Origin of the sequence: Myroides sp. N17-2 (genome assembly GCF_002286775.1) — a bacterium.
In the GTDB taxonomy this organism is placed as follows: domain Bacteria; phylum Bacteroidota; class Bacteroidia; order Flavobacteriales; family Flavobacteriaceae; genus Flavobacterium.
Genome location: NZ_NSGJ01000020.1, coordinates 13,958 through 39,611 on the forward strand (window position 1 = coordinate 13,958; position 25,654 = coordinate 39,611).

Annotated in this window: 22 protein-coding genes; 6 read left to right on the top strand and 16 right to left on the bottom strand. The window is 34.8% G+C overall.

Annotation, left to right across the window (positions count from 1 at the left end):
- Nucleotides 1-102: 102 nt before the first annotated feature.
- Both CF599_RS09850 and hisS read right to left on the bottom strand, forming a co-directional pair.
- A complete protein-coding gene (locus CF599_RS09850; RefSeq protein ID WP_254050275.1) occupies nt 103-495 on the bottom strand; it encodes a hypothetical protein in 393 nt (130 codons plus the stop codon).
- 63 nt (nt 496-558) lie between these two features.
- A complete protein-coding gene (gene hisS / locus CF599_RS09855; RefSeq protein ID WP_121965866.1) occupies nt 559-1,929 on the bottom strand; it encodes a histidine--tRNA ligase in 1,371 nt (456 codons plus the stop codon).
- 198 nt (nt 1,930-2,127) lie between these two features.
- Between hisS and CF599_RS09860 the strand changes: the two genes are divergently transcribed.
- A complete protein-coding gene (locus tag CF599_RS09860) occupies nt 2,128-3,345 on the top strand; it encodes an ABC transporter permease (protein WP_121965921.1) in 1,218 nt (405 codons plus the stop codon).
- Between the two features lie 238 nt (nt 3,346-3,583).
- Here the strand turns inward: CF599_RS09860 and CF599_RS09865 are convergent, their stop codons facing one another.
- Entirely contained in the window at nt 3,584-4,279 is a 696-nt protein-coding gene (locus CF599_RS09865) for a pseudouridine synthase (protein ID WP_121965867.1), read from the bottom strand.
- Between the two features lie 178 nt (nt 4,280-4,457).
- On the opposite strand from CF599_RS09865, the gene yiaA reads away from it, so the two are divergent.
- On the top strand, nt 4,458-4,940 hold the full coding sequence (yiaA, locus tag CF599_RS09870) for an inner membrane protein YiaA (RefSeq protein ID WP_121965868.1): 483 nt from the start codon (nt 4,458-4,460) through the stop codon (nt 4,938-4,940).
- A gap of 617 nt (nt 4,941-5,557) precedes the next feature.
- Here yiaA and CF599_RS09880 read toward each other — a convergent pair.
- Complete coding sequence (locus tag CF599_RS09880; protein ID WP_121965869.1) at nt 5,558-8,212, bottom strand: TonB-dependent receptor; 2,655 nt, start codon at nt 8,210-8,212, stop codon at nt 5,558-5,560.
- 141 nt (nt 8,213-8,353) lie between these two features.
- Complete coding sequence (locus CF599_RS09885; RefSeq protein WP_121965870.1) at nt 8,354-9,202, bottom strand: GLPGLI family protein; 849 nt, start codon at nt 9,200-9,202, stop codon at nt 8,354-8,356.
- 408 nt (nt 9,203-9,610) lie between these two features.
- Between CF599_RS09885 and CF599_RS09890 the strand changes: the two genes are divergently transcribed.
- Nucleotides 9,611-11,029, top strand: a complete 1,419-nt coding sequence (locus CF599_RS09890; protein WP_121965871.1) for an MATE family efflux transporter — start codon at nt 9,611-9,613, stop codon at nt 11,027-11,029.
- A gap of 47 nt (nt 11,030-11,076) precedes the next feature.
- On the opposite strand, the gene CF599_RS09895 is transcribed toward CF599_RS09890, so the two are convergent.
- From CF599_RS09895 to CF599_RS09930, 8 genes are all read right to left on the bottom strand, one after another.
- Nucleotides 11,077-11,550, bottom strand: coding sequence for a GNAT family N-acetyltransferase (locus CF599_RS09895; RefSeq protein WP_121965872.1), 474 nt, complete (start codon nt 11,548-11,550; stop codon nt 11,077-11,079).
- 97 nt (nt 11,551-11,647) lie between these two features.
- Nucleotides 11,648-12,361, bottom strand: a complete 714-nt coding sequence (locus CF599_RS09900; RefSeq protein WP_121965873.1) for a CPBP family glutamic-type intramembrane protease — start codon at nt 12,359-12,361, stop codon at nt 11,648-11,650.
- A 133-nt stretch (nt 12,362-12,494) separates the two neighbouring features.
- On the bottom strand, nt 12,495-14,882 hold the full coding sequence (locus tag CF599_RS09905; protein ID WP_121965874.1) for a TonB-dependent receptor: 2,388 nt from the start codon (nt 14,880-14,882) through the stop codon (nt 12,495-12,497).
- A gap of 80 nt (nt 14,883-14,962) precedes the next feature.
- On the bottom strand, nt 14,963-16,207 hold the full coding sequence (locus tag CF599_RS09910; RefSeq protein WP_121965875.1) for a DUF4374 domain-containing protein: 1,245 nt from the start codon (nt 16,205-16,207) through the stop codon (nt 14,963-14,965).
- 163 nt (nt 16,208-16,370) lie between these two features.
- The gene (locus CF599_RS09915; protein WP_121965876.1) at nt 16,371-16,847 is read right to left on the bottom strand and encodes a hypothetical protein; all 477 of its coding nucleotides are present in this window, start codon (nt 16,845-16,847) and stop codon (nt 16,371-16,373) included.
- Nucleotides 16,848-16,880: 33 nt separating this feature from the next.
- The gene (locus tag CF599_RS09920) at nt 16,881-17,831 is read right to left on the bottom strand and encodes an NAD(P)-dependent oxidoreductase (RefSeq protein ID WP_121965877.1); all 951 of its coding nucleotides are present in this window, start codon (nt 17,829-17,831) and stop codon (nt 16,881-16,883) included.
- A 9-nt stretch (nt 17,832-17,840) separates the two neighbouring features.
- Nucleotides 17,841-18,908, bottom strand: a complete 1,068-nt coding sequence (gene serC / locus CF599_RS09925; RefSeq protein ID WP_121965878.1) for a 3-phosphoserine/phosphohydroxythreonine transaminase — start codon at nt 18,906-18,908, stop codon at nt 17,841-17,843.
- A gap of 146 nt (nt 18,909-19,054) precedes the next feature.
- Nucleotides 19,055-20,113: an acyl-CoA reductase gene (locus CF599_RS09930; RefSeq protein WP_121965879.1), complete on the bottom strand. Its 1,059-nt coding sequence runs from the start codon at nt 20,111-20,113 to the stop codon at nt 19,055-19,057.
- Nucleotides 20,114-20,187: 74 nt separating this feature from the next.
- Here CF599_RS09930 and CF599_RS09935 point away from each other — a divergent pair, with 74 nt between their 5' ends.
- From CF599_RS09935 to CF599_RS09945, 3 genes are all read left to right on the top strand, one after another.
- The gene (locus CF599_RS09935) at nt 20,188-20,538 is read left to right on the top strand and encodes a 4Fe-4S dicluster domain-containing protein (protein WP_038987937.1); all 351 of its coding nucleotides are present in this window, start codon (nt 20,188-20,190) and stop codon (nt 20,536-20,538) included.
- A 241-nt stretch (nt 20,539-20,779) separates the two neighbouring features.
- A complete protein-coding gene (locus tag CF599_RS09940) occupies nt 20,780-21,001 on the top strand; it encodes a hypothetical protein (protein WP_121965880.1) in 222 nt (73 codons plus the stop codon).
- A 780-nt stretch (nt 21,002-21,781) separates the two neighbouring features.
- On the top strand, nt 21,782-22,891 hold the full coding sequence (locus CF599_RS09945) for a DUF6266 family protein (RefSeq protein ID WP_121965881.1): 1,110 nt from the start codon (nt 21,782-21,784) through the stop codon (nt 22,889-22,891).
- Between the two features lie 219 nt (nt 22,892-23,110).
- Here CF599_RS09945 and CF599_RS09950 read toward each other — a convergent pair whose 3' ends face one another.
- The 3 genes from CF599_RS09950 to CF599_RS09960 all read right to left on the bottom strand — a co-directional run bounded on the left by CF599_RS09950 (nt 23,111) and on the right by CF599_RS09960 (nt 25,544).
- Nucleotides 23,111-23,926, bottom strand: coding sequence for a hypothetical protein (locus tag CF599_RS09950; protein ID WP_121965882.1), 816 nt, complete (start codon nt 23,924-23,926; stop codon nt 23,111-23,113).
- Between the two features lie 198 nt (nt 23,927-24,124).
- On the bottom strand, nt 24,125-24,946 hold the full coding sequence (locus CF599_RS09955; protein WP_121965883.1) for a hypothetical protein: 822 nt from the start codon (nt 24,944-24,946) through the stop codon (nt 24,125-24,127).
- A gap of 199 nt (nt 24,947-25,145) precedes the next feature.
- Complete coding sequence (locus CF599_RS09960) at nt 25,146-25,544, bottom strand: acyl-CoA thioesterase (protein ID WP_121965922.1); 399 nt, start codon at nt 25,542-25,544, stop codon at nt 25,146-25,148.
- Nucleotides 25,545-25,654 lie beyond the last annotated feature (110 nt).

Below are 25,654 nucleotides of genomic sequence, written 5' to 3' on the forward strand. Positions count from 1 at the left end.
GTTTGTTTTATACTTTTCTTTAATAAAGTTTAAAATTACGAAATTACAAGGACTAAAAGCTGAGTAATGTCACCTTATTCAAAAAAACGAAATACAACGTACCTATACCTTATTTTGTAGTAGTAACTTCTGTATATCATACCCCAATTCTACTAATAGTTGCAGGCCATCTAATGTTAGTGAAGCATTCTCGGGATTCCACCCTTGACTTAATCCATAATCTAACGCCTGACGAATAAACAGAGGGCGATTTAAATTGACCACTATCTCTTTCTGAAGCATTTTATTATAAAGTAAAGCTCCGTGATTTAATGGATTACCAACATAATAATCATCTAACGTCCTAAAGTGAACTAGCAACGCATACTTACTCTTCTTATCTATAAAAATGCGCATCGTGAAGATACTCTCTTCCGTCTCTGACAAATAAGTGGCACCTGTACTATATAAGTATACGGTTTCATTAACCGTTAATGTTCTTAGTTTCTTCTTCATAGATATAAAAAAAGGTATGTGAAGTTACTCACATACCTTATATTAATCAAGCTTAATGCTTCTTTATTTTAGTTTCTCTATTAGCTCTTCTAGCGATAATACAGCCTGTTCACCTGAAGCTAAATCCTTTAGTGTATATTTCTGATCAGCCATTTCTTGTGATCCTACTAATACAGCAAATGGAATTGCTTTCTTATCAGCGAATTGGAATTGCTTACCTACTTTCGCTTTATCAGGGTATATTTCTGTACGGATACCTGCATCTCTAAGTTTCATTACTGCTTGCATTCCGTAGCTCATTTCTTCTTCACCCATATTAAGGAACATCGCTTTAGAAGATGTACTCACTGTCTCAGGGAACAAGTTAAGCTCTTCCATCACTAGATAGATACGATCTAATCCGAATGAGATACCTACTCCGCTCATATCTTTTAATCCGAAGATACCTGTAAGGTCATCATAACGACCACCTCCACCGATAGAACCAAGCTGTACTGTCTCAGGTGCTCCGATCTCGAATATCGCTCCTGTGTAATAGTTAAGCCCACGAGCTAAAGTTACATCTAGGTTTAGCTTCGCTGTCTGTAGCCCGATAAGCGCTACTTCTTTTCCTACGAATGCTAACTCTTCCACACCTTTAAGTCCTACTTCTGATGAAGCTAACATAATGCGTAGTTTATCTAGTTTCTCTTCGAATGTACCTGTGAAGTTAAATAATGCTTTTACTTTATCGATAGCCTCTTCAGAGATACCCTTTTCAGTCATCTCTTTTCTCACTCCTTCTTCACCGATTTTATCTAGTTTATCAAGAGCGACAGTGAAGTCGATTAGTTTATCACTTGCATCGATCACCTCAGCGATACCTGCTAATATCTTTCTATTGTTTAATTTAATTGTTACTCCGTGTACTCCCAACGCTGTAAATACTCTATCGTATAACGTCACGAACTCCACTTCTTGCCATAATGATGTAGATCCGATCACGTCAGCGTCACACTGATAGAACTCTCTATATCTCCCTTTTTGAGGGCGGTCAGCACGCCATACAGGTTGCATTTGGTAACGTTTAAAAGGGAAGTCTAACTCATTTTGGTGCATTACTACGTAACGAGCGAAAGGAACAGTCAAGTCATAACGCAATGCTTTCTCAGAGATTTGGTTAGTTAGTTTAAGACTATTCTTACTCTCTAACGCAGCGTCATCTACTTTACTCAAATAATCACCTGAGTTTAATATCTTAAAAATTAAGCGATCACCTTCTTCACCATACTTACCTAATAGCGTATCAAGGTTCTCAAAAGAAGGAGTCTCGATGGGATGGAAACCAAATTTCTCAAATCCATGTCGGATAGTTTGCATGATGTATTGTCTTCTTGCTACTTCTGTTGGAGAAAAGTCTCTTGTACCTTTTGGTATTCCAGGTTTCTTTGCCATCTCTGTTTAATTTTTATGTATTATTAATACACAAAATTACTACTTTTTTTAAAATCAACCTATTCAAACTATAGCCTAAAAGAAGGATTTGTGACATAATTTAAGAATTACAGACAAGGAAGTATTTTAAACTTTTTTGTGTATTTTTACTATATCAGTAATTTACGTGCCATTATGTTTAAACTCAGTATCGAAAATATGAGAATCGCCCTTACAAGTATCAGGAGTCAGATCCTACGTACTTGTATCACAGTGTTTATCATCGCTATCGGTATTTGGGCATTAGTGGGGATATTAGCTGTAGTCTCTGCACTGCGCAACACTATACTAAATGACTTCGCCTCTATGGGAGCCAATACATTCACGATATTACAGTATGATGTATCAGGTAGAATGGCAAAGAATAAATCTGTGCAGCAGGTCAATCCTGTTATCACTTACGCACAAGCACAGGAGTTTAAAAAAGAGTATTCTTTCCCTTTGACTAGTGTATCTATCTCATTTAATGCCGCTAATAATATAGAGGTAAAGAATGATTATATGAAGACAGATCCAGAAGTGCCTATCATCGGCTGTGATGAGAACTACTTAGCAAATAGTGGATTATTAGTACAGCAAGGGCGTAACTTTAGTTATACTGATATTGTCAATGATCACTTCGTCTGTGTAGTGGGATCTGATTTCTCTAAAAAAATGTTTAAGAATCAATCTCCTGTTAACCAAACGATTTCTATCAGAGGATATAAATTCAAGATTATAGGAATGCTAAAAGAACAAGGGAGTACATTCGGTAAGAATGAAGATCAACGAATCTTTATTCCTATCCAAATCGCCCGTTCTATATTTAATGCTGCTAATGTAAACTATGATATAAAAGTAGGGTTAATGCAAGACAACCTACTTAATCAAGCAGTAGATCAAGCTACACTAGACTTTAGAAACATAAGAAGACTTACTCCTGCACATCATTCCAACTTTGGGATAGAACGCAGTGATGATCTAATACGCTCTATGATGACGCAGGTCAATATGCTAAATGTAGCAGCTTGGGTAATCGGGCTAATTACAGTACTCGGATCTTCTATAGCCTTAATGAATATTATGCTAGTATCTGTAACCGAGAGAACGAGAGAAATAGGAGTGCGAAAAGCACTAGGTGCCAAGAGAAAGACTATCGCTGTTCAATTCTTTACAGAGACTATTATCATTGGTCAATTAGGAGGATTACTAGGTACAATGCTAGGAATTCTAACCGCTTATGCCTTAGCACAGGTTATGCATTTTAACTTTACTATTCCGTGGACTGCTATTATAGCGGCATTCACTACTACATTTATTGTGGCTATTATTTCAGGTTTATATCCTGCTGTGAAGGCAGCTAAGTTAGACCCTGTGGAAGCACTGAGGTATGAGTGATTTTGGTTGTTTTTTTGTGATGTTGTGATGTTGTTTTTTTGTTATGGTGTGATGGATTATATCTCGCTGAAAAACCTCCTGACTTTGAACTACCTGATTAAATATTACTACTTTATGAAAAAGGATTGGGTGAGACACAAAGTATTGACGCCTCTACAAACCAATTAACTTAAACTATCACCATGCATTCCTCACACGCTAGGTACAAACTGTGAACCGTTAACTGATAACTGTAAACCTAATAATACTGTTCTAGGTCGAATCCTAATACAGCATTATACTTGCGATACTGATCATCGATAGTCGCTCTAAGTTCTATTATTTCTTTAGTAATAGGGTGTGTGAACTTTAGTTCAAGAGCGTGCAATAACATTGCTCCTAATCCATGTGTATCTAACCATAGCTTATTCTGCTTATTACAGCCATGTGGGCGGCTACCTAATATCGGATGAAAGATATGTTTAAAGTGTTTGCGCAGTTGGTGTTGACGTCCTGTCTCAGGATGCGCCTCTACTAGTGAGTAACGCGAAGTCAAGTGATTGCCAAAAGGCATATCTACTTCTACTTGTTGTAGGGTTTTATAATAAGTCTTTGCTTCTTGTACTTGCCCATTGTCATTTGTCAAGGCGTAGTCTATTGTTTCCTCTTCTATGGTATATCCTCTTACGATAGCGATATACTTCTTCTCTACACTGCGAGTGGCAAAGTCATCATTTAGTACTTTTAAAACTTCCTTATCAAGAGCAAATAACAATACCCCTGAAGTCTTTCTATCTAAGCGATGTACCGGATAGACATACTGCCCTATTTGATCTCTTAAGATCTGAATGGCATACTCCTGAATATCACTTGCTATAAAAGATTTGTGCACTAATAAGTCACGTGGTTTATTAATGGCTACAATATATTCGTCTTGGTAAAGAATCTCTAACATAGTGGCAAAGATAAAAAAGCTAGTAACACTATCTACTAAAAACAGTCTGTGAAAATCGTTTTTAAATCTCTCACATCAATATTATGCTAAATTACATCAAAAACTTTTCCGCATAAAAATACTATCAAAACAACATGTGTTAATATTTTACATATATTTACTTTAAAATACAAAAACTATGTTAGAAGAAAAAGAAACAGAGGTTACGAATAAAGTACAATCTGATAATACAAACAAACCGCACTTGCAGTCTAATAACCAAAACTTAGACAGATTTAAGCCTTCGGCTATTTACGTATCAGTAGCGTGGTTAGCACTAGGAATAGGAGTTACAACATTTCTTATTGGATTATGGAATGCAGAGATACTATTAAGTGAAAAAGGATTCTATTTTACACTTCTATTATTTGGTCTATTCGCTGTAGTAGCATTACAAAAAAGTGTACGTGATAAGATAGAGGGAGTTCCTGTGACACCTATATTTTATACTATCGGATGGATAGGTACATTAGCAAGTGTTACCTTATTGATTATCGGACTAATCAATGCCGAAATGCTATTAAGTGAAAAAGGATTCTATGCAATCTCTTATTTACTTTCTCTATTCGCAGCAGTGAGTGTGCAAAAGAACGTAAGGGACTTAGAGAACTTTAGTAAGTAAAACAAGACTCTATTATATAAAAGTCTATAAAAGTAAACCTCCTACTCATTAGTGAATAGGAGGTTTTATATTTTTACTTACTCATTAATCTGCCTAGTTAAACCCAGAATCAGCGATAGACATATAAACGAAAAGTAATTATACAAGATAACTCTAAACTTATGAAAAAAGCATACAATAGTATGGTTTTAGAAGAAGTGAAAGAGGTATGAAGTAGAATTTCTTTGTAGTATTTGGCTAATGCTGATTCTGGGTTAAAACATTCTTTATGTATTAGGTTTTCGCTACGCGGTTGATTATTTACTTTTTTTACTTGATTAAAAAAAGTAACAAAAAAAATCAAGGCTGTAACTCCTAAGCGGTCAATTAAGGTACTAATTCTGTAACAAAATGAACTCGCTAGCGCTCAAACAGAATTTTGTTCCTAAGAATTTGCACCTATTGACGTTCGCATATCCGTTAAGACCATTAAGGCTTCGCAAGATTAAATACTTTAATATAGATTATTTATTCAGTCATTTCACAAAAGAACTTTAGTAAGTAAACAAGACTATATTATATAAGAGTCTATAAAAGTAAACCTCCTACTCATTAGTGAATAGGAGGTTTTATATTGATTAAAAATTAAATCGCACAGAAAACAAGAACTGTGACGGTCTAAGTTTAAACTGAGTCGTAGAAGTCTGTATGCTATTAATCACTACTTGCTCATACTCTCTAGTATTTAGTATATTCTTCCACTCGAAGTCAAAGTCTATCTTCTTCTTATTCCACTTAAAGCGGTACATCACATCCATAAATCTATTAGTGAACTTCTGTTGGCTAAATACATTCTCCTGATAGTCTAACTTCCAAACAAAGCTATGTGATTTAAAAGGGATCAAATCTATACGTACATTATGTGAGTTGCCATACGAATAAGTAGATTGCTTGATATCTTTGCGTTCATCTTCTGTATACGTGAAGTCATACGTAAAGTTCATCCAGTCAAAGTAATTATTAGTTACCTGTATTCCATATATATAATTATAAGTAGTGACGTCTCTTAAAGATTGATTAAGCAATATCTCTGACTTATTCTTATTTAAAGAAAAACTCCCCTTTAGATTAGAACTATACTCACTAAAGAACTTACCGAAGTTTAAGTTCATCATCTGTACCGTAAACGTATTATCTCTATCAATCAGTTCTATTACACCCTGACCATTCTCATCTATGGTCTGTGATAACATTGTTTTTTTCTTCGTATAATTATGAAAAGCATTTCCATTCATAAATAAACCATTGAAAGGATTCTTAAACTCAAACCTCGCATTTGTACTGACTGTTCTTGAGTCTTCTATCTTTCCTTTGTTTGCTGTAAAGTTTAAACCACTGAATATATACTGACTGTACAACTGACTTATATTAGTATAACTTTTAGAGATATTACTTCCTCCTCTAAATGTCCACATATTACTCGCTTTATAAGCCAAGTAGACAGAAGGCAAAAAGTCTACAGCATTCTTCGTGTCTTTAGTATCCAAGATATTATCATCTAGTCTAATACTATTCCATACCACCGGTAGGCTAAAGGTCATATCCCACGACGTCCCTTTAAAGCTAGCGCTTGAGTTTAAACGATTAGTGAACTGATTATATGTTAGATCATTCTGATACTCCTTACCAAGCCAAGTAGTCTGATTAGTTTGCCCATACAAATCTGTTTCAAAACGCTTATTCTCATACAATAAGCTATACTCTTCTGTGAATGTCCACTTTCTATACTTCCACGATAGTGAGACCGCATTCTGCGTGTAGAAAGTATTATCTACAAAAGACTGACTTAATACATCATACTGTTTTAAGTCTGTATTAGGAAAGTTAACATTGCCATTACTTCTTACATCATAGTCTTGCTTATCACGGGTAAAGTCAATCATAGACTTAAAGTTGGCAAACTTGTTCTTTCCTACAGGTATTAATGTACTCAGCGAGTTCTGCAATGTAAAAGTTGGAGACAGCACACTTTGTTGTATTGGGTCATTATTCTGCAACAACAAACCACGTTGTTTATCTCTACTAATATTAAACGTCACATAATCTTTCAGATAGTTATCTTTTGTATTCTTCGTAATCGTAAACTTCGAATTAAACGATTCGGTGAAGTACATACTGTTATTCTTTCTGCTATATTGGATTATATTCGTTGGATTCCCATTAGCGTCAAGGTTCTTGATTTCAGTAGACTCTTCCCCTGTGCGCTCTATCTCATTATTAGTATAAACTATATTTGTATTCATCTCTACCTTATCTGTAAACTTTGTCAAGAAGTTAGCAGAACCTAGATGTGTCTTATTAAATAAATATCTCGACTTATCTATACTTGGCAAGGCTGTAGTCACCATACTTAATGTCTGTCCTGTACTTTTCTTATAGTTATAGACATCAAAAGATCCCATACTACCAAATGCCCTAAACTTATTAACGACATCCTCGCCAGAGTTATTCGTGTCATAACTCACTAGATATTGTAAGCCCTTGCTAAAGAACATCGGAGATACCGTACTGTTCCACAATAGAGGATCTGCTCCTATCCCGATCTTAGCACTTCCACTCAGACTGATCTTATTCTTCAATCGTATATTTATGGCAGGGCTCTCTGAAGGGACTACGCCCTCAAGCATTTTAATAGGTTGGTGATTCTCTATCACTTCTAATTTACTCACGTGCAGATTAGGAAGAGCTTTAGTAATGGCGCCGTAGCTTCCTTGCATTAGGTCTTTTCCCTCTACATAAAACTTGTTAAGAGGCTTGCCTTGATATTCTATCTCGCCGCTACTCTTCACTTCCATACCAGGCATCTTCTTAATCACATCCTCTAATACCCTGTCATTCTTTCCGGCAAATTTGCTAAGATCAAATACTAATGTATCATTATGCTGCGTAATCGCTGATGCCTTCACAAAAATCTCTTGTAACTCAGTAAACTCATCCACTAGTTGTACCTGAACATCCTGAGATTTATTCTCTATCGTTTTCTCAAATACACTATAGTTGACTGCTGATGCTTTTATCTTAAGTTGAGTTAGTGTGGTCTTAACAGGTATATGGAATGCTCCTTTATCATCAGACATCTCATAAGCGATCACAGCATTAGTCTCTAGATTAAGCACTGAGACGATCACATTAGCTACACCTGCCTTGTGTTCATTACTTACTTTTCCTTTAATAACGACCTGTGCTTGTACAGATACACTTATCAAAAGAAGTATATATAAATAGTATTTCATCGTTAATAAGGTGGTTTAATTGTTGTTACCTGAAATCTACAACTACCATTTACTGTGAATTAAGTCAACTTTACATAGCCCCAATTAGCTCTGTTTGGTACAATTCATTCTCGTTTAAATGTTATTCTCGGATTTAAGGTATTAATAAAACTCTATCGGTTTATCCTCTTTCCCCATCTTCTTTTTCGTCATATCATCTGTGATATCCTTTCCCTTTTCATCCACCATCTTAAACGTAGCTGTTCCTCCCCTTTCATTCATTAGTTGAGAAAAACTCTTATTTGCATTGACAGTTCTAATCTTATCCCATTGTTTTTTATCTACATTCATTGCTTTCTCATGTCTACCTGACAACCAATATGCAGTAGTAGCCTTTTCACTCTTTAGGAACTCAAATTTATAATCTCCTGTACTGTCCTCTGCTTTTACTACGAAACCCGGTAGATTCTTAAACTTATAAGGTCCATCTATTAAAGGAATCTCTTGTGTAAACCATACCGTCCAGGTACGTCCACTAAGTTCTCCAATAGCCTTTTGCACCTTCATACCGTTATAATCTTCTATCTCATTAGAGATATTCCACTTCACTAGATTATTGGTTTCTCCCAAATTATAAGCTTCAATCCCTGAGTTTCCATAAGTATTAAGTTGAGAGCCGTTCTTATAAACTAGCCATTTCACTCTACTTCTGTATTGGCTTAAAGCCTGCATACGCACACTGAAGTCTGCGTCTTTCTTAGCTCCCGTAGAGAATTCTAGTAAAGTTTCCTCTCGCTTAAGATTTCCTTCACTACCACATCTAGACTCAGTTCCTTTAATATCTAAGTAGATAATCTCTGTACTACTCTGAAGTGACTCTTCATCCCCTGTAGCACTTGTAGAAGGAGAAGTTAACTGATATTCATACCTCATCACATCTATCTTTTCTTGGGCGTTAGCGATAATTGCACTACATAATAAGGTGGCTGATATACACAATACTTTAATCATAATTTATAATGGTTTTAGTTATTTGGTTTTCTATTTACTCACAACACATATTTATTAACAATTAAAGTTTTCGCAGTTACAACACAATAACCAATATACTACAAAAACAAAAACTTTTATAAAGATATATTATCATTTTAATCCTAATAATAGAATATATTCACTAATAATCGTTACACCAAACTAACAACTATTTATTTAGTTTTACAACTAAATAAATAGTTGTAATAGAAATATTCACACACCTCATACTTAAATAACTAATAAACAAACACTTAAAACATTCATTTCTTTTAAAAATATTTACCCCTTAAATACCATTCATATAAAAAAAGGAGAGATGCAAATCATAACTACCTAAAAAAACTATCTTTGAATCCTTAAATTACTTATGACAATTCATTACCCATGTCGACAACAACTCAAACATCAAAAACCTCTATACTTGCTCTTATCAAACAATCATTCTCTAGCGAGAATTTTGATCTGATGAATATGTCTATTAATAAAGCTGTATTCTTACTTGCTATCCCTATGATGTTTGAGATGCTGATGGAATCTGTATTTGCATTAGTGGATTTATACTTTGTAGGACATCTTAAAGAGAGTGCGTATGCCATACAGAGTGTCGGTCTGACAGAGTCTCTACTCTCTATTATCTATGCCATCTGTATTGGGATTAGTATGGCGGCTACAGCTATTGTCGCTAGGCGTATCGGAGAAAAAGATAAAGAAAAAGCCGCACAGAATGCTGCTCAAGCCATCACACTATCCATTATCATCACCATTATACTAAGTATCTTAGGCTTTATATTTGCTAAAGACTGGTTACTATGGATGGGAGCCTCAGAAGAATCGGCAGAATATGGATACGGTTATACCAGAATATTACTAGTAAGCTGTGTGTCTATTATGTTATTATTCTTAATCAACGGAATCTTTAGAGGTGCAGGTAATGCTGCTATCGCTATGAAGAGTCTTGGTTTTGGTAATATTATCAACATCATCCTATGCCCTATTATGGTTAGAGGTTGGTGGATATTCCCAGAGATGGGATTAGAGGGAGCTGCTTATTCTACAGCGATTGGTAGAAGTATGGGAGTGGTTTATCAACTATACTATCTGTCTAAAAAAGACTCTTTAATACAACTTAGACTTCACTACTTTAAGATACAGTGGGAGATGACGTGGAATATCATTAAGATAGCCGTACCAGGGATGGTTCAGTATATGATCCCTACTTGTAGTTGGGTGATACTAGCGAGAATAGTAGCACAGAGTGGAGGTGAGATAGGCTCTTCTGGTTTCCTTACCTGTCTACGTCTATTAGTATTCTTTATATTACCTGCTTGGGGGCTAAGTAATGCAGCTTCTACTCTAGTGGGGCAAAACCTAGGAAACAACAATCCTGACAGAGCATATAAATCTGTTATTGCTACCCTTAAATACAATGTTCTTTATATGGCGATCGTTACGATTATCTTCTTTACTATGGCGCAGATACTAGCCTCATTCTTTACTACGGATCCTGCCATTAAAGCTGTTGCTATTCAGGCGATATATATTGGGGCTATAGGGTTCGTAGCTTATGGAGCAGGGATGACCTTAATGAATGCCTTTAACGGAGCAGGAGATACGATTACCCCGACGATAATCAACGTTGTAGGTTTTTGGTTATTCCAAATACCTTTTGCTTACCTCTTGACATATTACTTTGATCTAGGACCTAAAGGAGCTTTTATAGCTATACCTTCAGCGGAAGTTCTAATCGCTATACTTGCTTTCATCTTGTTTAAACAAGGAAAGTGGAAACTAAAGAAAGTATAATAGCTATATAACAAAGGGCAATAGCTAACCACTATTGCCCTTTGTTTTTATAATTTTGTCCAGTAGTGTTTAGCTTCTCTAATCATATCTACATGAGGAATACCATCTTCCAAATACTCTTCTGATGACGGTTCGAATCCAAAAGAACCATAGAACTTCTTCAAGTAGCCCTGTGCTCCTATCTGTATAGCTTGTTCTCCGAATTCTTCTGCTATTTTATCTATCGCATGTTGCATTAATACACGTCCGTATCCATCTTTTCTAAAATCTGCATGTACAGCGACTCTACCAATAGATATCTCAGGATAACTAACTCCAGGAGGCACTATACGTGCGCATGCTACTACTTGATCTAGCTTAGTCGCAAAGATGTGCAGACACTTCTTATCCTTGCCATCTAACTCAGGATAAGGGCAATTCTGTTCTACTACGAACACATCTGTACGCAAACGCATTATATCATATAACTCATTCACTGTTAACTCATCAAATACCTTCGTATGCCAATGTATACTATTCATAACTCCACGATTTATATTATACTACCAAAGATAATTATTCAAAATTAAGTTGTCTTATTTTTTATTCAAAACTCATTAATCATACACTGTTAAATTATCAAATGTCAAAATACCCTCCTAAATACATAACTGCTGTTATAGCAGAATTATGTAATATATGAAAGAATACTCCATACCAAAATCCTAAGCGCACTCTGACATATCCCATTCCCAATCCTGTTATTAATTGTGGCAATACGATAAGTGGTGATAACAACAATATACGCGTATTAACCTCCTCAAAATTAGCAATATGTACATACCCAAATACAACAGCTAAACCATAGAATATATAGGGGTAATACTTAATATAAAATGACTGACTCTTATCACCTTTCTGACTAATAAAATAATTCAATAATAAGAACAATACTGTAAACAAGATAGTTAAACCTATAGTTACTGAATCACTTATTTTACTTATACTTCCAACAATATAAAAAGCAATAAACACAAACGAAATAATAAGATAGGAAGGCTTATACCTCAACGGCAAACGAAAGGTAATCTCTTCAAATAGTGGTCCAAAAATAGTGACAAACAACACAAATAATGGCACCCCTAATTCCTTTAATTTAATATCAAACAAATCTGGAGTAGGGACATCTATCATCTGATCTATCACAACTCCTAATAGAACAATAGTAAACAAACTTATTAGCCATAACCTAAAGACCAAAACGATCTTCTCAGTCTTAGTAGCAACTATACAAGCTAAATCAGGCTTCTTTAAATACTGTATAAAGTCTTTTACTATATTACTTATATTCATCTTTATTCTAACTTAATTATCCATACAAGATAACAAAAAAAGCAGCAACCTCATCACTGAGATTACTGCTCTTACAACAACTTATTAAATGATATACTCTTCTTGTTCAAATATGCTAACTAACCAATTATAATTAAAAGAAATATCTAAATTTACCTACGAAGCTTCTTCCTGGTTTTTGTAAACTAAAGTTGTCATATACTACTTTATCAAACATATTACGTGCTTCAAAAGTGAACTGATACTTTGTGTCTTTTCCAAAACTATACGTTACTAATAAGTCATGAGATACCTGATCTGGCACATCAAACTTTCCATCAGCCCTTGATCCTAAAGATGGCCAATACAAATAAAATGACTTGATGTACATCACTGAATATCCTAATGTCAGATTGTCATCCTTAAATACTTTATCAAAAGTATAATTAACATCAGCATTTCCATACATATAAGGAATATTAGGCATTTTGTCTTTATAAATTGGACTTTCTAATCCTCCCACATACTTATTTGTATTAATCATATTTTGATACGTACCATTCACACCAATATTGAAGTTTCGCTTATAGAAATACCTAATCTCTCCTTCTATACCTGTATTTTTTATAGAAGCAACGTTCTCAAAACCTAATTTATCTTTAGTTGCTCCTATCAATTTTTGATGAATAAAATCCTTTGAATCTCTAAAGAAACCATTGACATCAATATTAAACGAATGATATTTACCGATATGTGGTTGATAATTTACTCCAAGATTATAATTATAACTCTTCTCTGGTCTAAGGGTTCCTACCCCAACAGTATTCACATTATCTCCAAAAAGCTCATTAGAAGAAGGTAATCTTATACTCTTCTCAAACGAAGTTTTTAATTGTAAATTATCTAAAACAAATACAGATCCTGTAATACCATATCCAAATTCATTATTGTCTTTTTTGTATTCTCTATAAGCATAGTCTCCCCATTGACCTGATGGATTATAAGATTCTGTGTACTTTATATGTTGATTATAGTACTTCCCAAAAGCAGTCACACCCCACACTGTACTTGGTGTATATTGGTAACTTAACCCACTAATATTCTTAGTTGTCTCAGATGGTTTATTTTTTAATATATCATTTGGATACAACTCATCTTCACCTTTGCGTTTAAAGAAGTTAATCGTATTACTCAAAGAGAAGTTGTGCTTACTACCTAACTTGTAATTAACAATAGTATTCACCATACCATTATTATTCTTATACTTATACAAGGTACGATTACGTTCACCTCCTTTTTTACCATACATATCTTCATAGTCTACATAATCTCCTAAAAGATTATATCTTCTATAGACTGTATCAATCACTTGGTCACTTCCAAGGTTGTAATTAGCATTAATACTTACATCTAGCCCTTCAGTGAATAAATTGTTCTTTTTATATACGAAAGTAGGCATAACTATGTCCCCTCGCTGATGTAACTTTCCAAAGACAGTCTGTATTCTAGCTCCTGTTTGTACCTCTTTATAACTCTGTCCTAGATTAATACCAATAGCAATACGATCAGCAAAAGACTTATTAACTAATCCTATCTGTCCTACGAAGTTCTCATTGTGATATTTATCGTGGAAGCGTTTTACTTTTACATTTTGACCAATGATAACACCTGAATTAATGTCATTAACATCAGCACGTACTTTATAATCATTATCAGAGTAATTCTGATATGCATTTAATTGCGTAAAGAAACCTGACTTTTTATCTACGAATACGAAGTTCACATTTGTACGATGCGTATTAAATGAACCATACGAATAAGACATATCTAATGAGGTCTTGTCATAGGTATTCGTGATAATATTAATAGCTCCTCCTAATGCATCAGATCCAAGACCAACAGGTACTACTCCTTTATATATCTCTATTCGATTAGCAAGGTTAATCGGAATATTATTCATCTGAAAAGCAGAACCAAAATTATCCATAGGTATCCCATCGATAAAGAATTTTATCTGATTACCACTATATCCATTTAAAGAAATATTCATATTAGATCCCACTCCTCCATCTTCTCTTACACGGATACCACTTACCTTATCTAGAGCATGCCCTATATCCATAGCTCTACTGTGAAGCTTCACAGCATCTACTACTGCTACATTATATGCTTTCTCTTTAACTAACTGTACTTTACTTTTCGCTTGTATATTAATCTCCGACAAATTATAGTTATCAGGCTTCAGCGTAATATTAAATGTCTTATCCCCAGTTAATGTCAACTGCTGTGAGAAAAAAGTATAACCGATATAGCTTACCTCTACAGTGTATTGCTTATTAGATTGTAATTTAGGAATTATATACTTCCCATTTGAATCAGTCTGTCCGAACTTATTGTTCTCCTTTATTACTACAGTTGCCCCAATGACAGTCTCTCCTAAATTGTCTTTAACCACTCCTTGAAGATTAACTAATTCTTGTGCGTATCCTAGATGAATCGTACCCAAGAAGACAACTATAAAGTATTTTATAAAACTTCTCATGTGTATTATTATAATATTGATGTAAGAAAAAGACAACCTTGTAATTAGGTTGTCTTTAATCCGTTTTATAAACTATAGTATTATTTTGAAGCTACTTTAGTAATAGCAGTAATAGTACCACCTTCTACTTTCACACCTCTAGTTGCAGTCGCTGTTTCAGCATCCATTTTATAGATAAAACTTCCCTCTTTAGTAGTAATACCAACATAAACTGTCTTACCATCCATAGCAGAATAGTTTCCTTTATCAGCAAAACCTAAGTCTTTAATACCTGAAGGTAATCCATCTACCCATTTGAATGTTTTGTTATATACATTAAGAGTTGCATAACGTACATCTCCTTCTTCTAACTTATTATTCTCAAGTCTAGCGATGAAGTTTCCTTTACCTGCATAGATAAAGTTGTTCACGAAATATCCGTTAGTCGCTTTTTCTATATCCCAGAAGTAAGTATTGTCAAACTCTAATGTTTTACCATCTATTTTTAAGATCCCTGATGGGTTCTTAGTAAGCACTTTACCTTTATCTGTTACATTAGCACTAGAGAATGCATATCCGTCTCCTTTTTCATCTTGTACTAGACCATTTTTAAAGTAACCACCGATATAAGAACTCTTATCACTTTTGATTACTTTTTCTAACTTCATACTTGGGTATTCATATACTGCAGCCCATGCTGTATTAGGAAATGACGTTCCCCATACATCACCTTCTATACCTCTCATAGAGAAATAAGGAGCTACTAATTTATTCCCCATCTGAGTCAATCCACTGAAGTGTGCTCTTTCTCCGTTGTTAGCAAGCTCAACTGTATTAATAACTCCTTGCTTAACGATAGCATCAGAATCTGTATTCACAATGTACCAAGGTGCAATTTCTACTCCTGAACGTGGTATTTTCCACATTACGAAGTCATTATCTATAGCTCCATATACTTGTACTGTCTCAGTCACGAAGTTATTAGTCTTCTGTAACTTTCCATTCTTGTTTAAAGCATAAGCTGTCACAGCTCCAGGACTACCTTGTCCATATAATAAACTGTAAAATTTATTCTTAGCTGTTAAATAATAACGGTAAGCACCATCTTGCTCAATACCATTATTCTTAAGAGTAACTACCCCTTTATCGATATCTTCTACTGTAAGTAAGTAATCTGCAATACCTGTATGCTCTAATGAAGAAGCAGCGATAATAAATCTCTCTGCTTTCTGATTCTCTCCTCCCTCGTTTGTTTCATCCTTTGGAGTACTGTTATCATCACTACTACAAGAAGCGATACTTGCTACTAAACCTAACACTAAAAGTGATCGTAAATATTTTTTCATAATTTAAACTTATTTAGACTTATTTTATATAACAGCAAATATAAAGCATAACTTAACATAAAATCAAGTTTTGAGAACTTTTGTTTTTACTTAATCTAAATAAACTAAAAAGGCGACTATCTAATTACTAGATAATCGCCTTTTATTCAATATGGTACGTCGGTTAAAACAATCCTTTTAATTTATCGATTGCTCCACCTAATCCTTCTTTTCCTCCTAATAAAGACCCAAGTAAGTCTTGAGCTCCTCCTCCACCTAGTCCACTTAAGATACTAGAAAGGTCAAATCCTGACTCTCCTCCTTGTATCTTAGCTACTATAGCAGAGATTACTTGTGGTACTACACCACTTGCAAAACTATCTGCTACGCTCTCAGGCAATCCTAACTTAGCGATTAAGCTTGTAGCTAAGTTACCTACCATATCACTAACGATAGGGTTAGACGCGATATTAGATGCTTGACCAGTTAATAAACTTGTTAATCCGCTGATGTCTCCAGAAGATACACTGTCTTTTAATCCGTTGATAATACTGTCTCCAGTTTCTTTCGTTACTGCGCTTGTAAGGTCAGAAGTGATTCCCCCTTTAGCTACTTCAGAAGAACTAATTTGTTCTACTAATTTTGTAATTTGCTCTAACATAGTTTTATTTTTTTGAGTGATAAAACTACTATATTATTTTCGCAATACTTGAACTTTTTCAAATATTTCATCCCAAATTAACATTTTGCTTTCATCCGTCGCTCCATTGATATTAGGAGATAAGGAGAACGCAGGTTGCATCAGTACTTGTATTGCAGGATGAGGCTCTTCTTCAAAGCGATCTATCCCAGCAAACAAGATAGTTTCGGCGTTAATAAGGTCTACTAAATCCACTTCATTTACCGCCTCTGCATACGCACAATTAATCACTCCGATCAAGTTATGAGCATGACTAAAAGCCTCTTTATCTAAGATATATTTCTGATAATGCTTCGTATGAATAGTGATAAAATGCGAATCATGTAGCAATCTATGCATATCAGTAGATTCTAGATTTACAGGGAAGTGTATACCATTAGGTAAGACGAACTCCGCTTTCAGACTAGGCACTGTACTATCTGTATACAATACATTCATTCCTAAAGCTAATGCCTTCTGTGCTACCTTTTCTCCTGCTGCATTCAGACCTATAATACCAAGTGTTTTACCTGCTAATTCTATCCCACTACTATACGACTGTTGTAGTGATTTAAAACTAGCATCACCCTCTAAAGGCATATTTCTATTTGCCTCTTGTAATAATCTAGCTCCTGAGAATAAATGAGCAAACACCAACTCTGCTGTAGCATTAGACAAAGCCTCTTCTGCCCAAATTACTTTAATCCCACATCCTTTGATGTAATCTATTATATCTAAATCTATCTGTGTACCCGCAAAAACAATAGCCTTCAAGAAAGACAACTCATCGATCATCGTCTTATTAAGTAACGTCCCTTGCTGTAACAGAAGTATTTCTATCTCATTTTTACTAGTGTAATTCACTAATTGCTCGTGAGCTACCCTTACTTCCTTTACTTCAAAACCTAATCCCTCCAAGTCAATCTTTATTTCCTCAGGGATACCATCATTAGCTAATATTCTCATCTACTCTTATTAAATCTTTGTTTTCATTGCGTGAAGCACTTCTACTAGTGCATCCACACTTTGTTGTTTTAAGGCATTATAAAGTGAGGCTCTATATCCACCAGCCACTCTATGCCCTTTTATATTTAAGATACTCGCCTCCTTACACAGGGTATCGAATATCTCTTTCATACGTTCTTCTTTAAAGTCAAAAGTGACATTCATCTTAGATCGATACTCCACATCCGCTAATCCCACGACATAATCTAACTCATCAATAGCACTATATAAAGTAGCTGCCTTCTGATTGTTTATCTTCTCTATAGCTTGTACGCCACCTAGATTACGTAACCATCTTAGATTTAATAAACAAGTATAGATACCAAAGACATTAGCTGTATGATATAGACTCCCTTTATCTATATGCTCCGCATAATCCATCATTTGAGGAATGCTACGACCTGTCTTACCAAAAATACTATCTCTAACCAACACTACACTTAATCCCGCAGGACCAATGTTCTTTTGTGCTCCCGCATAAATCAAGTCGATCTGCTCACAGTCATACACTCTCGAGTAGATATCCGAACTCATATCACATACTATAGGACAGTCAGCTTGAGGTATATCTTGCCACTGCGTACCATAGATTGTATTATTAGAAGTATAGTGTACATAATCTAAACCTGAAGGTATATTTATCTGCTGAGGAATATAACTATAGTTGCGATCCTCAGATGATGCTAATACACTAACTTCCCCAAAAGCTGTAGCCTGAGCCATCGCCTTAGAAGACCAGTTACCCGTATTGATATACCCAGCTTTAGATTTCATCAGATTATAAGGTACGCGTAAGAATTCCATACTTGCCCCTCCTTGTAAGAACAGAGCTGAATACCCCTTGCCTTCTAATCCCAACAGAGACAGAGCCAACTGCTGTGCCTCTTCTAACACCGCCATAAACTCCTTACTGCGATGTGAGATAGACAATAGTGAAAGTCCACTCCCATTAAAATCCAAAACAGCTTCCGCAGCTCCCTTATATACCTCATCTGGCAATAAACAAGGACCTGCACAGAAATTATGCACTTGAATCATCTTTTTATGTTTTTTCGTGATTTTGTATTTTTGTGATGTTGTTTTTTGGTGATGGGGTGATTCTGTAAACCATTAACTGTGACACGCAAAGTATTGCGTCTCTACTAACGCTGGCGCGGATTTGCAATCCGTGCCATGTATAACCACTATAACCCCAACAAAAACTCCATTGTATCTACATTATCAGCATAATCCCACAATTGTGGTTCCTGCGTTTGTCCGAATGCGATACTTCCCTCTACTAAATTATTAGACACCATACACTGTATCTTATCTGCGTCCTCCCCTAAGCGAGTTCTTACCTCATTAATGTCCGTATAGTACTCATAAAAAATAGATGAGATCGGAGAAGCATATCCATTATCTTGCTTAACAGTCAAGAATCCATTGTCTAAAATCTTAAACTCACTCATTAAAAATACAGCCTTATTATAATCATAATTATTAGCATAACGCTCATACATTATAACATCTCTGTACTCATACATCCCTTGATAGAAACTGTCAAATACATACCCCTCAGGCACGAATATTTTAGAGACATTGCGGCATCCTAATCCGTAATAGGTAAATACATCTTTACCTAATGCTACTAAGTCTTCATGACTCTCCGTACCGTCAAGTACAGCAACAGAATTTCTATTTTTACGTATGATATTAGGAACACTATTAAAGTAGTAATCAAAATAGCGAGCTGTATTATTACTACCTGTAGCGATTACAGCATCGAATCCCTCCATTTTTCCTTCTATAAATTCATAACGATCAGCAAAACCAGGTTCCACCGCTACTATATACTTTACTAAGAAAGGTAGTAACTTCTGATCATTAGAAGACATCTTTATTACAGCGACATTACCAGAAATTAAAACACTGATAAAATCGTGAAAACCTACTAAGGGAATATTACCTGCCAAAATCAATCCAATGCGCTTATTTGGCTCAGTTGAAAAATCGTATTTTGAAGTCCATTTATCTAAATTCTCAGGTGTCAACGCACTTGCCCAAGAGTTGATCGAGGCAACTACTTGCTCTAATGTGAACCATCCATTATAGTGAACTGAGCTGTGAATCAGTTCAGAAAATGTTGTGAAAAATTCATCATTATGACATACATCATTGTTTTTTACAAATTCATTTGTAGTAAATTGAGCTAAAAATTGACCTAACTTAACAAATGTATTTTTTTTAACATCTAAATTCATATTGACTTGTTTGTGAATTGTTTTGGGTGTAAATTTGCATACAAAGTTAATACATATAAAACAAAATATAAGCTATGGCAATCATTATAACAGACGAATGCATAAATTGTGGAGCTTGCGAACCTGAATGTCCGAATACAGCGATATACGAAGGGGCAGATGACTGGAGATATAAAGACGGTACAGCACTGACTGGTAAGGTAGTACTACCTGACGGAACAGAAGTAGATGCTGATGCTGCTCAAGAACCAGTTTCTGACGAATTCTATTTTATCGTACCATCTAAATGTACGGAGTGTAAAGGATTTCACGAAGAACCGCAATGTGCTGCTGTATGCCCTGTAGATTGTTGTATTCCTGACGACAACCATGTCGAAAGCGAAGAAACACTTCTACAAAGACAAGCATTCTTACACAAGCATTAAGACACATACAAAGCTACTCTATACGAGTGGCTTTTTTTTTGCTACTTAGTCCATAGCACACCACATATCTAAAACAGTAAAACCTCAGGTAACAGTAATATGCTACTTGAAGTTTTGTTTTTCTATCCCCTCGAAAAATCTTTAATACACCTTTTACATTCACAAAATAATACTCTAAACTAAACACTTGTTTTCATAAATAGATTAACTTTAGAGCTAATTAACACAAAAACAATCAACTATGACTAAATCAAATTTATTTTGGACACTAGCTTTAGCGATGACTACTACTATGACATTTGCAGGAGGGCCATCTATCCAGCTATGGGGAGGAGGACTAACCATTGGTTCTATTGTCGCTGTATATCTATCTTGGACAAGAAACCAATCCATATTATGGGCAATAATCCATTTCTTTCTAGGATGGTTCTATGTAATCTATAATGTCTTAACTAAAAAATAAAACTCACTGATTATAACACTGCTCTGAATCACTTGATTCAGAGCATTTTTTTTACTACCTACTTAACTCCCCAAGTACCTACAATCCTATCTTTCTCTCTACGACTCATACCTCTTCCTAGAGTAAAGTTCTAATTAATTTTAGTTTTCATTTTTTTATATTTCCTCCTCTTTCAAGCAAAAAACTATTTTCAGGTCACCCCAAAATACCTCTCTTTTTCCACTACCTACTCTAGAAGCGTTCTAGAGAACTTCCAATTTCATTTTTTTTCTATTTTTTTTTATAGCATAAGACAACAAAATACTATGAACCAATTCATTAACCTAAATTAATAACTATTCACTTATTTCTACAACACCCTCTCACCTCAACAAACACAGGTACCTATAGCGCATCCTTGGACAATTATAGGAGAATGATAGGACAATAATTGGATATTAAGGCTAATTACCCAAGAATTCAGCTTTCATTCTACTCTTATTCTTCTCTAATGCAACATCTAATTTGAATCTGATTTTCAACTGAACAAGGTGAAATCTGACTAAAAAAGAAAATATTTCACTCGTTTTGAACACCTATTTAATTCACATTCAGCCATCAAGTTAGAGCTACAAAGGGCTGAACAGCCTATGAATTTTTCTTACTACTTATGTACTAGGTATGCTGATTTTTTTATATTACAAATACGAAAAACAACCATCTCGTATACAAGAACATACATTAGATAGCAGTGAATTAAAACAAAATCACAAAAAACCAAAAACACAAAAAACATAAGTTATGGCAGAAATCAAACAGGGTATACTAGGTCCAGTAAATGGCAAAGTAGGAACAGTAGTTGGAGCAACATGGAGAGGAATAAATTACATCCGTGCTAAACCTCGTAAGTCAAGAAAAAAACCATCCATGAAGCAATTGCTCCAATGGGATAAGATGAGTCTAGTATCAACATTTGCTAGTAAATTCAGAGACTTTGTCAATGCGAATTGCCCACCTGTGGTGAAGGGTAAAAAATGGATCGCTGGGAAGGAACAGATGATCTCTAGACTCATGACGCAAGGTATTGGGCTAAGCAATGGAGAACAACACATCAAAGTAGAAGAAGCCTTGCTATCTATCGGAAACCTTGCTCCTGCTGTAATCAAAAAGATCAATCGCCTAAAGACAGGTAAGTTTAAAGTACAATGGGAAAATGGGTTAGTTAATGCGCTTACACTTAATACAGATCAACTGACGATGATGCTGTATAACGAAACCTTAGACCAATTTACAGCAATATCTAATGTAGGAAATCGCGTTGATAAATACGCTCATTTTAGCATACCTACCGATTGGGATAAGGGTACTGTTTACTTTTGGAGTATGTGGAAAGCGGCTGATGGTAGTGTCAATAGCACAAGTTGTTTTCATGGAATCATAGAGCTAGAGAGCGGGGAGCAGGAAACAGGAAAAGAGGAACTAGAAACAGAAAACGGAGAAAAGATAGCAGGAAACGGGACACAGGGAGCTGAGAACACAATATCACACAATCTAAATAAGGTAGATACACAACACTTTACGGATCATACAAGACAAGAAAACGAGAATCCACAAGCAGAGAAAGAGAATCTACAAATGGCAGAGGTTATCCCAATCGAACAAGCACGAGAAATAGCTCTAAACCAACATCTAGAAGAAGAAAACACCCCGACTTTAAAGCAGAATAACAAAGAAGGGGCATTAAAAAAGTGGACTCCGCCTGGCTATATTCGAAAAGTAAATAAAGAGATTATCAAACAAGCTAAAGCTTCAGAAAATGAACTTCTCACTGATCAAATGAGCGAAAAGCTAAGTAATGAACCACGCTCTATTTTAGAATTTAACTCTATCACTGAAGAGCAGAGAGAATGAGATAACTGATGTGTTAGATCTTTTATTTTGCTTATTTAATTTTATTATAGACTCCACTGAACTATCACTATTAGAAAGTTCAGCGCATACTTATGTACCAAAGTAATGCAATACAGCACACTCTTATATCCAAAAAAAAGATACTGCTAAAGGCAATATCTTTTCTATTTTATCTCACGATGATATATTACTATTTACTGATTCTGTCCTATTATAAGGTTAGTTATAACTACCATTAACAAAGAAGATGTTATCATAATAGTTCCCATTGATATCCTTGTTAAAATAGATTTCATCTACTTTTTTATCCTTAAAAGCTTTCTCTACAGCTGTCTTTATATTTTCATACATTGGATTACTTTTATCAAAATCAGCAGGAAAAACCTGATATACTTTCCACGACTTAGTGTCATAGTCAGCCACTAGATTAGTCAATTTATACTTCGGTAACATACCTTTTTTACGAGTAGCTTTACGAGCAGCATCCGTTGCTATCACTTGTAAACTTGTTATCTCTTTTTTATCTTGTGGAGCGATAGTATATCTAAGACATCCTGTATCATTAAGAACTTTTCCTTCTTTATCTATACATTTTGCCTTTTTCTCTTTATTTTGATAAACTACCTCCTCTACTAAACCATCTAATAAATACATCTTACTCTCTGTCTTGATGTTTTTAACGTCTTTAATAGTATAAGTATCACGCCATTCTTTACGCAGTTTTAGCTCATCTTGACTCGTTCCCTTTACATAATTAGCACTGTTAAATATATAGCGGTTTTCAGACTCTTTATATCCTTTATACTTAATTTTATTTGTCCAAGCATCTGTTGGTTCTACTTGAAAATTACCAATAAAATACCTTACAAAGGTAGTATCTCTCTGCTGTTCTGCTAACGTACGCGCTTGGTCATATCCCATATAGGTATTTCTACTTTGCTTTCTAGCTTCAGAGATAATATTACTCTGTGCATAAGATGAAATACCTCCTGTAAGAACAAGAGCGCCTAATAGTAGTTGTTTCAAATTAATCATTTCTTGTGTTATTTGTAATTATGTTTCTACCAAATATACTTCTTAAAATTAGGTGCTCCAAGACACAAATAGACATAACCATCTTATTATTTGATTATTATAACTATTTATAATAATACATAGAGTAACTTTTATGAACTATATCAAAGTAAAAAAGCTCAAATACGAGAACGCATTTGAGCTTTTATTATTTCCTTTTTAAGATCTAAAGTTAATAGGGAGATTTAAAAAATGGTTGTAATAGTTACCATTTATATCCTTGTTAAAATGGAAGTCTTGAATCTTCTCATTGTTTAACACTACCATTATCGCAGTGACTAGCTCTGTGTACATCTTACTATCGATATCATAGCTTTTAGGGAAGTCTAGTGATAAGAACCATGATTTAGTCTTATAGTCTGACTCTATATTTACTAAGATATATTTAGGCACTAATCCTTTATTTTTCTTAACCGTTTTAAATATCTGATTCTGTAGATTAGTGGTTAACTTGGCTAATTTCTCTTTTGGGTATTTATCAGTAGTGTAAAGCATACACCCTTTTTCGTTGAGTAGTTGCCCTGATTTATCGAAGCATTTGACTGCTCTATCATCACCATTATAGGTGATTTGTTCTACTAAACCATCTACTAAGAACTGCTTAGTTACTAAGATTGATTTTTTAGCACTCTTATCTGCATAAGTAGTAGTGCGTTCCATATCTAAAGCCAGACCATCAGTTGTCAAATCTCTTTTATATCTACTAGAGCTAATTTGATACTTGTTATCCTCTAATCCTCTACCTGTATAGTCTATCTTCTCACGCCATGTACGAGTTGCATCCACTTCAAATCCTCCACTGTAGTATCTTGTGAATGTGGTATCAGTGCGTTGTTCTACTAGTTCTTTCGCTACATCGGTACCTGAATATTTAGCTCTACTTAATTTGGCCGCGTTACTTGCTGCACTGTTCTGACTGTAAGTAGTCATTGCTAGTAAGCACAGAGATATACTTAGTACAACTTTACTTAATTTAACCATTGGTTGTGTTATTATTACGTTTATAAGTGTAGTCAAATATACTTTGTATAAGTCAAGAAACATAGTCACATTATGGCGCTAATATTATATTAGTGTTAAAAGATTATTCGTAAAAAAATGGGGATAGACACTAACCTGTCTATCCCCCTACCAAAAACTAAAAAATGTAAGATGCTTACAAAATTTACTTGTATAAAACCTAATCTAATATAGATATCGGTTTGAAATTATCATCTAATGCTACGAGGGTGAATACACCTGTCACTACCTGTATGCGCTCATCTTCCTTCATCTTCTCTCTGTACACATTAACACGGATGCGAATACTCGTATTACCTATAAACTCTACCTCTCCTACCATCTCAACTAGTGAGCCTGCTGGTATAGGTTGTCTAAAGTCTATCTTGTCACTACTAACGATCACAAAACTCTTACGGCAGAAACGAGTTGCGGTCATAAAAGCAGTCTCCGTCATCATCATGATTACTCGACCTCCGAACATCGTGTTATGGTGATTAGTTGTATCAGGAAATACTACTTTAAACACGCTGGTCACTGCTTTTAATTTGCGTTCTTCTATATCTGCTTCTAATAACATCATTATGCTTGTTAGTCCTACAGTATTATAACAATAATATAGACCTGATAATGAATTATCTGCGTGCTATTCGATAAAATGGTTTGGATTAAAATGAAAAGATACAATGT

What these genes read in the sequence shown, in the direction of transcription:
- CF599_RS09850 (WP_254050275.1), bottom strand. Translation starts at nt 495, where the DNA reads ATGAAGAAGAAACTAAGAACATTAACGGTTAATGAAACCGTATACTTA.
- hisS (WP_121965866.1), bottom strand. Translation starts at nt 1,929, where the DNA reads ATGGCAAAGAAACCTGGAATACCAAAAGGTACAAGAGACTTTTCTCCA.
- CF599_RS09860 (WP_121965921.1), top strand. Translation starts at nt 2,128, where the DNA reads ATGAGAATCGCCCTTACAAGTATCAGGAGTCAGATCCTACGTACTTGT.
- CF599_RS09865 (WP_121965867.1), bottom strand. Translation starts at nt 4,279, where the DNA reads ATGTTAGAGATTCTTTACCAAGACGAATATATTGTAGCCATTAATAAA.
- yiaA (WP_121965868.1), top strand. Translation starts at nt 4,458, where the DNA reads ATGTTAGAAGAAAAAGAAACAGAGGTTACGAATAAAGTACAATCTGAT.
- CF599_RS09880 (WP_121965869.1), bottom strand. Translation starts at nt 8,212, where the DNA reads ATGAAATACTATTTATATATACTTCTTTTGATAAGTGTATCTGTACAA.
- CF599_RS09885 (WP_121965870.1), bottom strand. Translation starts at nt 9,202, where the DNA reads ATGATTAAAGTATTGTGTATATCAGCCACCTTATTATGTAGTGCAATT.
- CF599_RS09890 (WP_121965871.1), top strand. Translation starts at nt 9,611, where the DNA reads ATGTCGACAACAACTCAAACATCAAAAACCTCTATACTTGCTCTTATC.
- CF599_RS09895 (WP_121965872.1), bottom strand. Translation starts at nt 11,550, where the DNA reads ATGAATAGTATACATTGGCATACGAAGGTATTTGATGAGTTAACAGTG.
- CF599_RS09900 (WP_121965873.1), bottom strand. Translation starts at nt 12,361, where the DNA reads ATGAATATAAGTAATATAGTAAAAGACTTTATACAGTATTTAAAGAAG.
- CF599_RS09905 (WP_121965874.1), bottom strand. Translation starts at nt 14,882, where the DNA reads ATGAGAAGTTTTATAAAATACTTTATAGTTGTCTTCTTGGGTACGATT.
- CF599_RS09910 (WP_121965875.1), bottom strand. Translation starts at nt 16,207, where the DNA reads ATGAAAAAATATTTACGATCACTTTTAGTGTTAGGTTTAGTAGCAAGT.
- CF599_RS09915 (WP_121965876.1), bottom strand. Translation starts at nt 16,847, where the DNA reads ATGTTAGAGCAAATTACAAAATTAGTAGAACAAATTAGTTCTTCTGAA.
- CF599_RS09920 (WP_121965877.1), bottom strand. Translation starts at nt 17,831, where the DNA reads ATGAGAATATTAGCTAATGATGGTATCCCTGAGGAAATAAAGATTGAC.
- serC (WP_121965878.1), bottom strand. Translation starts at nt 18,908, where the DNA reads ATGATTCAAGTGCATAATTTCTGTGCAGGTCCTTGTTTATTGCCAGAT.
- CF599_RS09930 (WP_121965879.1), bottom strand. Translation starts at nt 20,113, where the DNA reads ATGAATTTAGATGTTAAAAAAAATACATTTGTTAAGTTAGGTCAATTT.
- CF599_RS09935 (WP_038987937.1), top strand. Translation starts at nt 20,188, where the DNA reads ATGGCAATCATTATAACAGACGAATGCATAAATTGTGGAGCTTGCGAA.
- CF599_RS09940 (WP_121965880.1), top strand. Translation starts at nt 20,780, where the DNA reads ATGACTAAATCAAATTTATTTTGGACACTAGCTTTAGCGATGACTACT.
- CF599_RS09945 (WP_121965881.1), top strand. Translation starts at nt 21,782, where the DNA reads ATGGCAGAAATCAAACAGGGTATACTAGGTCCAGTAAATGGCAAAGTA.
- CF599_RS09950 (WP_121965882.1), bottom strand. Translation starts at nt 23,926, where the DNA reads ATGATTAATTTGAAACAACTACTATTAGGCGCTCTTGTTCTTACAGGA.
- CF599_RS09955 (WP_121965883.1), bottom strand. Translation starts at nt 24,946, where the DNA reads ATGGTTAAATTAAGTAAAGTTGTACTAAGTATATCTCTGTGCTTACTA.
- CF599_RS09960 (WP_121965922.1), bottom strand. Translation starts at nt 25,544, where the DNA reads ATGTTATTAGAAGCAGATATAGAAGAACGCAAATTAAAAGCAGTGACC.